The organism is Prevotella sp. OH937_COT-195 (assembly GCF_003932845.1).
Classification (GTDB): Bacteria; Bacteroidota; Bacteroidia; order Bacteroidales; family Bacteroidaceae; genus Prevotella.
This window is the reverse complement of the sequence record NZ_RQZH01000001.1, coordinates 140,623-153,537: the sequence shown is the minus strand read 5'-3', so window position 1 is coordinate 153,537 and position 12,915 is coordinate 140,623. Positions and strand designations below refer to the sequence as shown.

Annotated in this window: 12 protein-coding genes; 3 read left to right on the top strand and 9 right to left on the bottom strand. The window is 42.3% G+C overall.

The genetic code is table 11. The features are described 5' to 3' along the window. Position 1: 1 nt before the first annotated feature. The 8 genes from EII32_RS00685 to EII32_RS00650 form a co-directional block, all read right to left on the bottom strand. On the bottom strand, positions 2–685 hold the full coding sequence (locus EII32_RS00685; protein ID WP_317125318.1) for a DUF6048 family protein: 684 nt from the start codon (positions 683–685) through the stop codon (positions 2–4). Continuing rightward, entirely contained in the window at positions 636–1,121 is a 486-nt protein-coding gene (locus EII32_RS00680) for a DUF6452 family protein (protein ID WP_125233534.1), read from the bottom strand. Before EII32_RS00680 ends, EII32_RS00685 begins: the two co-directional genes overlap by 50 nt. 60 nt (positions 1,122–1,181) lie before the next feature. Next, positions 1,182–2,132 (bottom strand): glycosyltransferase family 2 protein, encoded by a 951-nt coding sequence (locus EII32_RS00675; protein WP_125233533.1) that lies wholly within the window; start codon positions 2,130–2,132, stop codon positions 1,182–1,184. 20 nt (positions 2,133–2,152) lie between these two features. Further along, positions 2,153–2,725, bottom strand: a complete 573-nt coding sequence (locus EII32_RS00670) for a DUF4199 domain-containing protein (protein ID WP_125233532.1) — start codon at positions 2,723–2,725, stop codon at positions 2,153–2,155. Positions 2,726–3,265: 540 nt separating this feature from the next. Next, positions 3,266–3,538 (bottom strand): hypothetical protein, encoded by a 273-nt coding sequence (locus EII32_RS00665; RefSeq protein WP_125233531.1) that lies wholly within the window; start codon positions 3,536–3,538, stop codon positions 3,266–3,268. Between the two features lie 109 nt (positions 3,539–3,647). Beyond that, positions 3,648–4,280 carry an AbgT family transporter gene (locus EII32_RS00660; protein WP_125233530.1) on the bottom strand — a complete coding sequence of 211 codons (633 nt, stop codon included), beginning with the start codon at positions 4,278–4,280 and terminating at the stop codon, positions 3,648–3,650. Between the two features lie 16 nt (positions 4,281–4,296). Next, the gene (locus tag EII32_RS00655; RefSeq protein WP_125233529.1) at positions 4,297–5,022 is read right to left on the bottom strand and encodes a DUF5932 domain-containing protein; all 726 of its coding nucleotides are present in this window, start codon (positions 5,020–5,022) and stop codon (positions 4,297–4,299) included. Between the two features lie 3 nt (positions 5,023–5,025). After that, entirely contained in the window at positions 5,026–8,505 is a 3,480-nt protein-coding gene (locus EII32_RS00650) for a DUF5112 domain-containing protein (protein ID WP_317125317.1), read from the bottom strand. 310 nt (positions 8,506–8,815) lie between these two features. Here EII32_RS00650 and EII32_RS00645 point away from each other — a divergent pair, with 310 nt between their 5' ends. From EII32_RS00645 to EII32_RS00635, 3 genes are all read left to right on the top strand, one after another. Further along, complete coding sequence (locus EII32_RS00645) at positions 8,816–9,880, top strand: substrate-binding domain-containing protein (RefSeq protein ID WP_125233528.1); 1,065 nt, start codon at positions 8,816–8,818, stop codon at positions 9,878–9,880. Positions 9,881–10,090: 210 nt separating this feature from the next. After that, positions 10,091–10,717 (top strand): glycoside hydrolase family 25 protein, encoded by a 627-nt coding sequence (locus EII32_RS00640; RefSeq protein ID WP_233582273.1) that lies wholly within the window; start codon positions 10,091–10,093, stop codon positions 10,715–10,717. A gap of 58 nt (positions 10,718–10,775) precedes the next feature. Continuing rightward, positions 10,776–11,975 (top strand): zinc ribbon domain-containing protein, encoded by a 1,200-nt coding sequence (locus EII32_RS00635; protein ID WP_125233527.1) that lies wholly within the window; start codon positions 10,776–10,778, stop codon positions 11,973–11,975. Positions 11,976–12,058: 83 nt separating this feature from the next. Here EII32_RS00635 and EII32_RS00630 read toward each other — a convergent pair whose 3' ends face one another. Continuing rightward, complete coding sequence (locus EII32_RS00630; RefSeq protein ID WP_233582269.1) at positions 12,059–12,913, bottom strand: N-acetylmuramoyl-L-alanine amidase-like domain-containing protein; 855 nt, start codon at positions 12,911–12,913, stop codon at positions 12,059–12,061. Positions 12,914–12,915 lie beyond the last annotated feature (2 nt).

The following is a 12,915-nucleotide window of genomic DNA, read 5'->3' as shown; positions in this document are numbered from 1 at the left end:
TTTAAATCTCCAATATTATGTTAAATGTTCCACCAAGACACGAATTGCCGTTTTTACCGTATCCCGGTACATACCAAGAGTTACCCAATTCTCCGTTATCGAAACTTATACGCTGGCGGTAGCGTACGCTCCATCCGAGATGCAATGGTCCCCATATCGTGGCATCTACGCCGAATACTGCTTCTACCCAATGGTAGTGACACTTGATGTCTTTACCGCCATATTCTGCCGTTTCACCCCATACCGGGTCTGTGACACCGGAATGTTCCAAATCGAATTTCCATGAAGTATAAGCATACCGCATACCACCATAAAGACGGTAAATGTCGTGCTTGTTCTTCATAAGATTGAAGTCGATTCCCAACCTGCCATACGGTGCTCTTGTTTTGTACCTCATGCCGGTCACATCGTCGGTATAGTCGGTCTTACCGAAACCCACCTCAACTATGGGGAAATACCTATCGCGCAGGTTTACCCGCACCGCACCTTCATATTGTCCGTAATTACCGAGTACAGCCATGCCCGCCCCCACAAGGTCGGCCGATACGGCAATACCACGGCAGAATGGCAAAGTGTCCGGTACTTCTATCACCTTACGGTATTGTGCCACAGCATTCTGCGACACAGATAGCAGACTAATTGTCAGACTTAAAATATATGCGTATATGCTCTTTCGTGGCATCATAGTTCACTTCGCTATGGTTTATCTTAACCGATTCTATCTTGTTGTATGTAGTGGCCACTCCTTTTATTGTATGGAAAAATGACGGACCGCAGTCTACCGACTCGAAATGCGGGATATTTGTCTTACTTACCATTATGGTGTCACGCACGATGTTGTTAAGCGAGTCGCACATCTCAAGCACAAAACAATCTACATCGCCGGCATAACTAACCGGCAGACTGAATTTCTTTGTCCCCGTCTGGCGATTAAGCAATATTGTATCTTTGCCATCAGTTCGTTTAGTGCGAATCGTAAGTGTATCGTCCAATGTATATGCCTTACCATCTGTACCATACAGGTTGCAAGTGACATATACGGCATTGTTCTGCGGACAATCTATCGTGGTGCAGGCAGTGAACAGCACTGCTGCGACAATAATACTTAACAATTTCCTCATACCTGCATATAATATATGATGCCATACATATCTATTCCCTCCTTCTTTGCTACATAGCAGTCAGATTTTATCCGCAATCTGATATTCATTCCTGCCCTGCGACGACCGGCTTATCAAGTCACCGAGAAAGCCCGTTAAAAACAATTGCGTTCCTATCATCATCATGGTCAACGAAATATAGAAGAACGGAGAATCGGTAACAAGCCGCTGTCTAATGCCATGAGCGAGGCACCAAAGTTTGTCGGCTCCTATGAATGCCGCCGAGAGAAATCCCACAATGAACACCAATGTTCCCAAAAATCCGAACACATGCATGGGCTTACGACCGAAACTGCTGAGAAACCAAAGTGTTATTAGGTCGAGATAACCATTGAAAAAGCGGTTCAGTCCAAACTTCGTAGTGCCGTATTTACGTGCCTGATGCCGCACCACTTTCTCGCCTATCTTTGTGAATCCTGCATTTTTTGCAAGGTAAGGAATGTAGCGGTGCATCTCTCCATACACCTCGATATTCTTTACCACATCGCGGCGATATGCTTTCAATCCGCAATTGAAATCGTGCAAGTTTTTTATCCCGCTTATCTTGCGTGCCGTAGCGTTGAACAGTTTTGTGGGAAGGGTTTTTGAAAGCGGGTCGTAACGTTTCTGCTTATAACCGGAAACAAGGTCGTAACCGTCATCGGTAATCATACGATACAATTCCGGTATCTCGTCTGGCGAGTCTTGAAGATCGGCATCCATAGTTATTACCACATCACCAACGGCCTCCTCGAAACCACAGTATAATGCCGGACTTTTTCCATAGTTACGACGGAACTTTATACCCTTTATCTGCGCATACTTGGATTTCAAGTCGCATATAACGTCCCACGAGTGGTCTCGAGAACCGTCGTTAACAAAAATCACCTCGTAAGAGAAATCGTTATCGCGCATCACACGGTCTATCCATGAGAAGAGTTCCGGAATCGACTCCTCTTCATTATATAAAGGTATTACAACAGAAATATCCATGTCTTGTCTATTCTAATTTATTAAAAGCCTTCCACTCCTTTGCTGTCGTGGATGTTTTGTCCGCCATTCTTTTTTGCAAACATCGCCAACGGAATACTGAGTATTACGCTTAGTATCACATTGCCGGCAAGGAATTGTATCACCACTTCGATAGGACGCATCTCGGAAATAACAGTTATCGTGGAATCTATGTCCTGTGCCGACAAGCCGTAACTTTCCAACGTTTTCGCCATCTCGGGGGAACGTAGTATCGAACCGTAACATTCAATGAAATAACCATGGTCGATAAATTGGAAATATATCAACTGTATGCCGGCGAGTATAAGTGTGGCACAGAGCAGCATCATTATCGCGTATCCGAGTGCAATACCGATTCCCATGTTGTCACCAAGCACATTCCTGCAAAACTTTCTCATTAGCGAGAAGCCGTAGAACGGCGAGACAACACCGACAAGCATTGAGGCTAAAGACCACGACGGATTTCTGAAACCGGCTATCATACATATAAAACTTACCGCCCACATCACGCCGACAAGTGCGCCATCAGTGCGCGAGCAAGTTTTCATACGGGCATACTCTTCAGAAGTTATCATTACTATATTAATTATATTAATATGTTTCTGTCGGCAAAATTACTCATTTATTGATAAAACTCCAAAGAAAACGACCATGGACTGAAAGAAATTAAATATAATTGGAATTATTTTAAAGAGTCCGTATAGTAAAAACAAGAATCACTTTACACCACATTTTCCATGGTTCGGGATAATACTATAAGGAAAAATACGCCGTAAATTCTGTTCACGATGGTACATTTACCGCAGGCTTGCCTCAAGATTAATCTTTTTATGATGAATTAAAGCATGACAATAATATTTTGGCACGCATCAAAGTTTTTTATACAATACCAATATAGATTAATATCTTTTCGTACTCCGTTTAAATTTCAACCTGTTTGCATTTGATATTTTTTCGCGTCACAATTTCACCGATTTTGTAAAACAATATAGGCGAAATTGCATTGCAAAATCGGCAGAATTGCATTGTTGTCAGATATGTAACACCGACTCATGATAAATAATGGCGTCAACAATTCATAAAACAGATAAAACGACCATGTCTTTTCCAATTGATTACCTCAAACCGGAATAACATTTGCATTTAAGGTATCGCTTAACTCTCTTTGCTCCCTCTGCTCCGAGTATTGTAAGTCCTCCGTATTGGAAAATCTTTGCTAGTCCGAAGAATACTGTCCACAGCACAGCCTTTGTCTCCACCGACGTATCAAGTGCCGCTTGCGCGAAAGATATGACATAACAAGGTATGCACATGACAAGCACAATTACTCCCGTACGGAATGACAATGATGCGAGCATTGTCTTTATTTTCTTGAATATTTTTTTCATCACTTGAGTTATTACAGGCAATCATATACCATTGAAACATCATATTGTCGTATCAATCGGACATTCGAGAACAAACGTAAATACAAATACGAAAATCTATTCATTGCATTCATGAAATAAAAATGCCAAACGTGGGAAATACGAAACTTATACATGCAAATAATTGCGAAGCGAAGATATATACAATGAACAACGGAGCGAGTACCGGCATCTTGAAATACAGACATTTGAACGCGGCATCAACATTTTGTATTGTACCGTTGACAAGTCCGTATACAAACGACAACAGCGTAACCGTTCCTGCGAAAGCGGGTATGATGCCGGTGCTGAATGGTGAAGGGAATATACTGCCAACAGGACTTGCCAACACGGCATGAGGTGCCGACACGAGCCATGCCGTTATTGATATTTGAATTAGTAACAGAATTAATATCACGCGAAATCCGAGACGCTGTTTGAATACCAGTTTCTCTCTCTTTATCAGGATAAGAAAGCCCTCACTTAGTCCGCTGCCGCAAAAACAACTGTAAGACACGGACAACAGCAGCAGCCACACGAGTACCGGGGAGGTGATGATGTCAACATAATGTCCGAAGAACCATCTAACCCCCTCTCCGCTTATCATGGATCTGACATCATCTGTTCCCACGGCACTCAAAATCCATGACATCAAGACAAGCAGGACGTTTGCAGAAAGCATCACTACGCATGCCAATGCAGATATTGAAGACACTCTACTCATATTTGCCTTGTATGTTTTATTCTTCGTCAGCCTGCAAATTATCGAGATTTATTATTCTCAATTCGAGTGCTCTTACCACCAAACGCGTTGCATTTATACCTATCCCTCCGTTTCCATTGGGGAACAATTTTTGCACAAGTTCGTTCTGCCTCTTCTCAAGGCTCTTTACCCCGAACGGCATACCTCGAAGGTTTGTTATTTGCTCCTTGGTATATCCGAGCGCGAGATGCCGCAGGAATCTTTCGTCATACTCGTCAATCTCGTAGTTTACGAGTGCTTCCTGACGCATCAATTGACTGCCTACCACATGTTTGAACCTCTCAAGTATCTTTTCGAGTATCGGCTGATTGAAAACCATTTTCTTTCCCGCCATGACACTTACGACATCTCCACGCGTGAGCAGTTCACCACTTTTAAGACAGATGCCGTCGCAGCCTGCGTCGAGAACATCTACCCACAATTTTTCGTTGAGTATCTCTCCCGTAAAAATAAGTATTTTTATCTCGGGATACATCTCTTTTGTCTGCCGGCATATCTCCACACCCACCGTGGTAGAGCCTCCGAGACCGAGATCGAGCAGCAACAAATCCGGCTTTTGTTGCTTTATGAGTCTCCAATATTCCGTTTCGCTTGCAGCCGTTCCAATGATTTCCGCCTCCGGAATATCATTACGAAATATACCTTCTGTACCTTTCAGTTCGAGTGGCACGTCTTCCACTATAACAACCTTGAATTTATCCATGTCTTATTCTTTATATGTTTTTTTATCTGTCCCTGCCGATGGCAGTGTAATAGTAACGGTAGTTCCTTGTGCGGCAGATGGTTGCGCAGTTATTCCGCATCCGTGCATGTTTGCGCTCTCGCTGTGTTCCCTTACAATCTGTCTGCATATCATGAAAGGAATGTTATCCATCAACGGTGTGAAAAGTTCTCTGAACGGCAGTTTGTCCATTTCTATCTCGAAAAGCACATAGTTGTTGTCTTTCTCCATAACGCGTACATTGGCAAAAGTACCATTGTTTTGTTTCCGAAGAATTGCGAAAAGATGTTTTAGCATCAGTTCGTCTCCCTTTACCGCCATGCCTTCTGTTTCGACATCGATTATTTTCTTTACCGGTATATTCAGGCATTTATTCTTTACCACGTTTACCTGTCTCATTGCCTGGGCGCTCAATATTGAGTATAGTTCTTTGTAATATGACACAAGTTCGCCTATGGCTCGCAGTCTCCGTGGTTCCTCCTGTGTGTCCCCGTTGTTTGCCTCCTCTACTATCTGCCTTATGCGCGCCGGATAATACATTGTCTCGTGCTTCAGAGTACTGAGACAGTTGTCAAGTACGTTGTTGCTGACGTGCAGCTTGTCGTCTTCGAACTTTGCTCTCCTGCTCTCGTCTTCGGCAAGTTCGATGACATTATGTTTTTCTCCTGCACTTTTTACTGATGCGGCAAGTGCTTCTTTTACCTTTGTCACGATATTCCGCAGTGGTTCAGGATATTTATCCGTAGATATTGGCATTATCAGTGCCAGTTTCTCATCATCGGTTCGATTGCTTAGCAGAATATCATTTATATGTCCTACCTGTTCGATGCAATAATCATCGTTTATGCAATGCCGGTAATAAAGGAAATAATATGCCAATACTATTATTACGAATAGTACGACAAGGAGTGCCACGGCAATAATCTTGTTGGTTTCCGAGGTCTGCATAGTACGACAATATTCCGCAAGATTCTTGTCTGCCGATTTCTCTCTGAACAAGAGCGTGTATGCTCGGTTGTTGTATCTGTAAAGTTCCCAGTCATGTAATGCCAATGCTGCCACCGCACTCTCGTTGCGAACGTCGAGTATAATATTGTAATCGATGTCAAGACCGTCATGAAACCATTTTATCTCGGCAGGCTCTGCTTTGATGTTTCCATTCTTTACCATAAGTGCATTGCCTGACGGACGAAGCGTCTTGTACCTCATGTTAAGATATTTCCTTACGCTGTCGGCAAACTGCAAAGTACATTTGTATCTTCCTCCTACATTACTGAAATATGCGCTGTCGGCATAGTCGGCTGCCATTTTCTGTTCAGTGATTTTTGCTTCAACACCCCAGTGTGAAGACAATGCAAGCAATACGGCACCCGTAACGCGCACGATTCCGTGAGGCAATCTGAAAAAGAAACGGCTTCCTGCGCCTTGTTTGCTTTCCGCAGACAACTTACACACACTGAATATTTTGCTTATCTTGTGATATTTGTCTATTATACCCTTGCAGTTCATCAATCCGAAACCGTGACCATTGTATATTTTATGGTCGAATATACCCGACAATTCCTCTGCCGACATTCCTCTGCCCGTATCTTCCACCGAAATCTCAACGTAATCGTCTGTCGAAGACGAGGAAATCTTTACCGTGCCTCCCGTTGGTGTGAATTTCCTCGCATTATCTGCAAGTGTGTTCAGCATGAAAAGTGTGAGCACACGGTCTGCTTTCACACTTAATACGGTTGGTTCCACAATCAATTCTATGCCTTTAAGTTGGAATGACATTCTGCTTCTTCTGACCACACTGAATGACTCTTCGAGTGGGAAACTCTCTACGCGCATGCTCAATTCGCCTTGCCTCAGTTGTATCCATTGCGTGAGAACGTTGTTGTAGTCGTTAATCTTATCGGTTAGTTCGGCGACATAGCAATACCTTTCTGCTCTGACTGCACTACTTTCATTGCCATTGTTCAGTCTGCCCACTTCATTTATTATTCTGTCTATAAGTGGTGTTATACTGTTTACAAGGAAAACTTTTGCTCTGTTCTCGAGGTTTCGTATCTTGTTTCTTGCGATATGCGATACATTAAGTGCATACGTCTCGTTTATTTCTTCATATCTCTCGTCCAAAGCGTTGTTTGCCATCAGATTGTCTTTTCTCCATTGTTCCAATGGTTCGAGCAGTGTGTCAAGCGAATTGTTTTTTTGTTTCTTCCTGCGCAATTTATAAAATATCATCATCATTGCAATGGCAATGATAATCATCACGAGTACTGCCCCTATCATCAAGTTCAGTTGCTGTGCGGATTGATCAAGTTGCTCCGCACGAGCCTCAAGATGTCTGTCTTGACGTGTCATATCCTGCAAGTCAAGGTATATGTTGCGATTGTAGTCACTGTTCGGTTTATCGTCCATTGCGGAATATACAAGAGATAGTTGTTCGCGGATACTTGCCACCAAGTCAGGTGCCTGCTCAATACGAGTATCTTTGTTGAGTGCGTCTTCAAGACATATCATTGCCGAACGATAGTCGCCGAGTCCCCAAAAGCATGAGGCGAGAGTACGGTACGAGCCTGCCGTCTGGTAAACATCGCCAAATTTTTGAAACAGTATCAATGACCTTTGTGCAAGGTAACCTGCAAGCAGACTGTCGGGCATGTTGTCTATGTTGACATACCTTACAGACTGTAGGTTTTCGGAAATCAATTTTTCCCTTAGACTCTTGTCGGACAAATGTTCGCTCATCGCTTGTAACGAATTGGCTTCCCAATACACATTTCCGCTCTGAATGGCAAGCATGTAGCAACGTATCAAACAGTTCCATTCCCTTTGGTTTATTTCTGCCTGTGTTCCTTCCGTAACCACTCCTCCGGCTCCCAACTGGTACAGATAGTTCATTAGTTGTGCGGAATCTTTCTGTATCTCTCCGTCGGCATCTATCCCGAGTAATGCCTCTTTCGAAAGCCCTTCGAGTCCTATATAATAATAATATGTAGAAGTAACAATGGCAAACTCGCTTTCGGCATATACCATGCGCCTGCGTTGCCTTTCTGTAAGCATGTCGCGCGACTCGTTTATCCTTTTGAGACATTTCGTAGCCTTCTCCTGATAGTCATAAAAATCTTTGTTACGGGACTCACGCTGACACAAACGCATGTGTTGTATATACGAAACAAGAAGTTCCAACTGATTGCTTGTAAGTCCCAAGATGTTGTCAAGATGCTTTGCAGCATCTGCATAGTCCATTCTTGATATGCTTGCAAAGGCAATGTTATTAAGAGCCTCGGCTTTTCCGTCATCGTAATCGCCTGACATTTCGTATGCAGCCTTGGCATAATGATACGTGGAATCGATGTTCTTGTAATGATAGGCATACGATATGTCGTTCAATTTATCAACCTCCGCTTTATTCGGGATTTCTTTACAAGCCGTCACGCACAAAAGACTTAACATGGCGATAACCCATGCCAATGTCTTTGCTTCCGATTTACGGTTAAAATACCTATTCGAATATGATTTCAAGCCGGTCTTTGGTTTAAAGGCTGTTGTTACTATACGAGTACAAAATTAGTTTTTTACATGCAAATTAGCAAATAAACAAAAGAAAAAATAATAAAATAACAAAAAAACGACTGTGTATTCGCACAATTAAGTTTTTATTATTAATTTTGCAACAGAACAAGAATATCAGGTTTACAGACAAATTTGGTAATTAAAAGCATTTTTATATAGACAATACATTAATTGTTGTTTTAATCAAAACGTAAATAATATAATACCGATGTCTCACAAAATAAGGATAAAAGACATTGCAGAGAGAGCCGGAGTATCTGTCGGAACGGTTGACAGGATATTACACAAACGTCCGAACGTATCGCCGACAGCAAGGGCAAAGGTTGAGAAAGTGCTGGAAGAGATTAACTATCAGCCGAACATGTATGCAAGCGCACTGGCATATAACAAGTCATATACATTCCATGTATTGATGCCGAAGCATGAAAGTGAAGCTTATTGGCAGGAAATAGAGGAAGGAGCAAGAGCTGCCTGCGAGGCAAGACGCGACTTTCATATCGAGGTAAGGTTTACATTCTATGAACGTTCTGACGAAACTTCTTTCTCTTTGGCATTCGAGACTGTCATAAAGAATGACCCAAATGGAGTAATAGTGGTACCGGGCGACTTGGAAACAACAAAGCGATATACTGACATACTACACGAACGCAACATTCCTTTCGTACTGCTCGATTCTTACATGCCAAGCCTTGAACCGCTATGTTTTTTCGGGCAAGATTCTATAAAAAGTGGTTATTTCGCCGCAAGAATGTTCATGCTGATAGCGAGGGACGAGAAAAGAATAATGCTGATGAAATTGACAAGAAACGGAAAGGTTACAAGCAAACAGCAAGAGAATCGCGAGGTGGGATTCCGTCGATACATGGAGGAGAATTTTCCACATATAGAAATAGTTGATTTGGAAATGCCGATGGCATCCGACAAACAAACATACGAAAAAATCCTCGATGTTTTTTTCAATGAGAACAATGATATACACCACTGCATAACAATGTGTTCCAAAGCACACATCGTAGGAGATTATCTTATAAATAGCGGCAGACGGAACGTACAAATAATGGGATATGACATGGTGGAGAAGAACGCAGAATGTCTGAAAGAGGGCAGCATATCATTTCTTATAGCACAACATGCGTATGTACAGGGGTATAGCAGTCTTGACACATTGTTCCGTGCAATAGTGCTTAAACAATCGGTAACACCAATAAACTACATGCCGATAGAATTGCTTACGAAAGAGAATGTCGATTTCTATCAACGTTCGCAAATATGAGACTTGTAAACATCGTGTCGCAAATAAATACGCAAGACCGGCGAAACGTATCGTAATAAAACTAAAAAAGAATGTGTTTATTTTGATTTCTGCTTAACTTGCAGTATCTTTGCACTTATGAAACAATGTGATTTTTCAAGATATTTAATTCCTGTAATAATATTCTTTGTGTTTTTCGCAACAAACACACATGCACAATATTATGGTGAAATGATGTGCGAGGATACATGCTCTCACATACACGGCATAGACATCAGCCACTACCAGGGAGATGTATTCTGGGAGTCTGTGGGAGAGAACAGCAAGATGGCATTCGTATATATCAAGGCGACAGAGGGAGAAGCAAGAATTGACCATAGATACAAAGAGAACATAGACCTTGCACACCGATACGGACTTAAAGTGGGTTCATATCATTTCTACAGACCAAGAGCGGTACAGGCAGAGCAACTTGCAAACTTCATGGCACAGTGCCGACCCGCCGACCAAGACCTCATACCTATGATTGACGTGGAGCGGAATGCCGGCATGGACTCTGAAGAATTATGCGACTCACTGCTGAAATTCTTAAAACTCGTGGAGAAGGCATACCGACAAAAACCCATAGTATATACATATACCAATTTCTACAACAAGTATCTCGTGGGACAACTCAATGACTACAAACTATGGATTGCACAGTATTCCAGTCGCCCACCGGTACTTGCCGACAACCGAGACTATCTGCTTTGGCAATACACAGGAAAGGGACACATAAACGGAGTTAACGGATATGTTGACAAAAACCGTTTCATGGGTATGCACAGTATGAGGGAAATAAGATTCCGCAGAAGATAGTCTTTTACTTAAAGACTGAACAAAATCAAAGTAGAACACTAATATTCAAAAAACAACAATGGCTATAATAAAATGTCCCGAATGCGGACATCAAGTAAGCGATAAAGCTCCGATATGCCCAAGTTGCGGTGTGGAAATCGCAGGGAAAACAAACAGATGCACAAGGTGTGGCGAAATATACTTCCGTGACGAACACTTTTGTCCAAACTGTCATCAACCGGTAAACAACCAAGCCGTAGAAATAGCACAGGGAACAAACTCGCCACAACAACCAACGGTGCAACCACAGAACACTGTACAATCAATACCGGTACGAGAACATACGGTAAATATGACAGATACACAACAAGAAAGAGACGACAACCGGCAAGAAAAAAAGAAAAAAAGAAATTTCACGGCAATAACAGTATCATTCATTATAGCACTGCTCGCATGTGGAGTGCTGATATATTCATACAGCAATGCCAAAGCACGCACAGAAAAAGAAGAATATGAGTTTGCGATGAAAAGCAACGACCCTACCGTGCTTCAACAGTATCTTGACAACTTTATTGATGCGCCCCAAGAACATAGAGACAGCATAACGGCACATTTGGACAAACTGAAGAAAGCTGACGACGCGTGGAACATCATTGCAAAAAGCAACAATAAAGAAGAAATAATCAGGTATCTCAACGAAAACCCGGACTCGCCACACAAAACAGAATTGATACACAAGATAGACATTATTGATTGGGCAAAGGCATCAGAAGAGAATACACAGGAAGCATACCAAAGGTATATAGACAAGCATGCCACAGGGGAACACTACGACGAGGCACTTGCGACACTGAACAAACTGAAGGCAAAAGAGTTGAACCAAGAAGACAGGCAGATGATAAGTGAGGTATTCCATAAGTTCTTCGTGAGTATAAACTCAAGGAACGAAGGCGAACTCACATCATCAGTGGCAGAGGTAATGTCATCGTTCCTCGGACGTGAGAATGCATCGAAAGGAGATGTCATAGATTACATGAACCGCTCGTACAAAGAAGGAGTAACGAATATCATTTGGAGGTTGCGTAATGACTATAAGATAACGAAACGTGAAATAGGAGATGGAAAGTTTGAATATGTCGTGCGGTTCACTGCCGATCAAGACATCATACGCGGAGAGTCCGGAAGCGACAAAAACACCTACAACATATCTGCAAGGGTTAATCCTGACGGAAAGGTCTCGGAGATGAACATGTCTAAGATTACACGTCGGGAAGAATGAAACATAGCCCTGCCAAAATATAAGGAGTAAATAATGCCGTTATTTCAACAATATAGACTCCATATATATCCGGCAGACAGAATTTACCTCAAACGCAGCACTCGTATCCCGAGTGCTGTTTTTCTTCTGACAAGGTATTTACTTAAAGTGGCATTCTCCTCTACCACCCTGCGCCTTACGGACGAGGCATTGAGAAGATGCAATCCGTCGCGTCGCCACACAGCAAAACCAAGATGGGATATTTCGAGTCCTTTCTTGTTAGTTACAATGGCAATTACATCGCCGTCATGTATTGTTTTGCGTAATTCACAAGTATCGTCTATTTTAACATTAGGGATATACCGATGTCGCTGTCCGCTAATTTCTTTCTCCATAATGCCTATTTTCCTAATCATCGCAGTGTCTCCTGCAAGCATTTTGTAACTGTCACTGTGTGAAGTCATGTAGGTGGCATCTACCGTCTGAACACCACAGAACAACTCTTTGCTTCCCATAACTTCTTTGACAATTCCTTTCTTGACATTATCATTTATCCATTCGGTAAAATAATGCAAGCGTGAGGAATAATCATTCAGCATACCATTCTTGTACCTAAGCATGGTAAGATTGTTGCAATAATCTTTAAAAGTAACACCGCCCTTGTCCACCGTCATTGTCAATGCGAGCACTGTCTCTATATATGTAGTACAATCAAGTTCACGAAGGTTGACGACAAGCCGCTCCTTCTTGTTCACTTCCAACGTATGTGCAACATACGGTCGTCCCATAAACTTTCTTGCAAAGAACAACACGAGATTAGTACCTTTTGGTCGCAACTTTCCTTCTGACAAAAGTCTAACCAACATCAAACTGTCTTCACGAGAATATGTCACCCCGTTTGAAGCACTTGCAAACGATGCCACAAAAAACATTATGACAATAAGAAAACTCCTAATCATTC

What these genes read in the sequence shown, in the direction of transcription:
- EII32_RS00685 (WP_317125318.1), bottom strand. Translation starts at nt 685, where the DNA reads ATGATGCCACGAAAGAGCATATACGCATATATTTTAAGTCTGACAATT.
- EII32_RS00680 (WP_125233534.1), bottom strand. Translation starts at nt 1,121, where the DNA reads ATGAGGAAATTGTTAAGTATTATTGTCGCAGCAGTGCTGTTCACTGCC.
- EII32_RS00675 (WP_125233533.1), bottom strand. Translation starts at nt 2,132, where the DNA reads ATGGATATTTCTGTTGTAATACCTTTATATAATGAAGAGGAGTCGATT.
- EII32_RS00670 (WP_125233532.1), bottom strand. Translation starts at nt 2,725, where the DNA reads ATGATAACTTCTGAAGAGTATGCCCGTATGAAAACTTGCTCGCGCACT.
- EII32_RS00665 (WP_125233531.1), bottom strand. Translation starts at nt 3,538, where the DNA reads ATGAAAAAAATATTCAAGAAAATAAAGACAATGCTCGCATCATTGTCA.
- EII32_RS00660 (WP_125233530.1), bottom strand. Translation starts at nt 4,280, where the DNA reads ATGAGTAGAGTGTCTTCAATATCTGCATTGGCATGCGTAGTGATGCTT.
- EII32_RS00655 (WP_125233529.1), bottom strand. Translation starts at nt 5,022, where the DNA reads ATGGATAAATTCAAGGTTGTTATAGTGGAAGACGTGCCACTCGAACTG.
- EII32_RS00645 (WP_125233528.1), top strand. Translation starts at nt 8,816, where the DNA reads ATGTCTCACAAAATAAGGATAAAAGACATTGCAGAGAGAGCCGGAGTA.
- EII32_RS00640 (WP_233582273.1), top strand. Translation starts at nt 10,091, where the DNA reads ATGATGTGCGAGGATACATGCTCTCACATACACGGCATAGACATCAGC.
- EII32_RS00635 (WP_125233527.1), top strand. Translation starts at nt 10,776, where the DNA reads ATGGCTATAATAAAATGTCCCGAATGCGGACATCAAGTAAGCGATAAA.
- EII32_RS00630 (WP_233582269.1), bottom strand. Translation starts at nt 12,913, where the DNA reads ATGATTAGGAGTTTTCTTATTGTCATAATGTTTTTTGTGGCATCGTTT.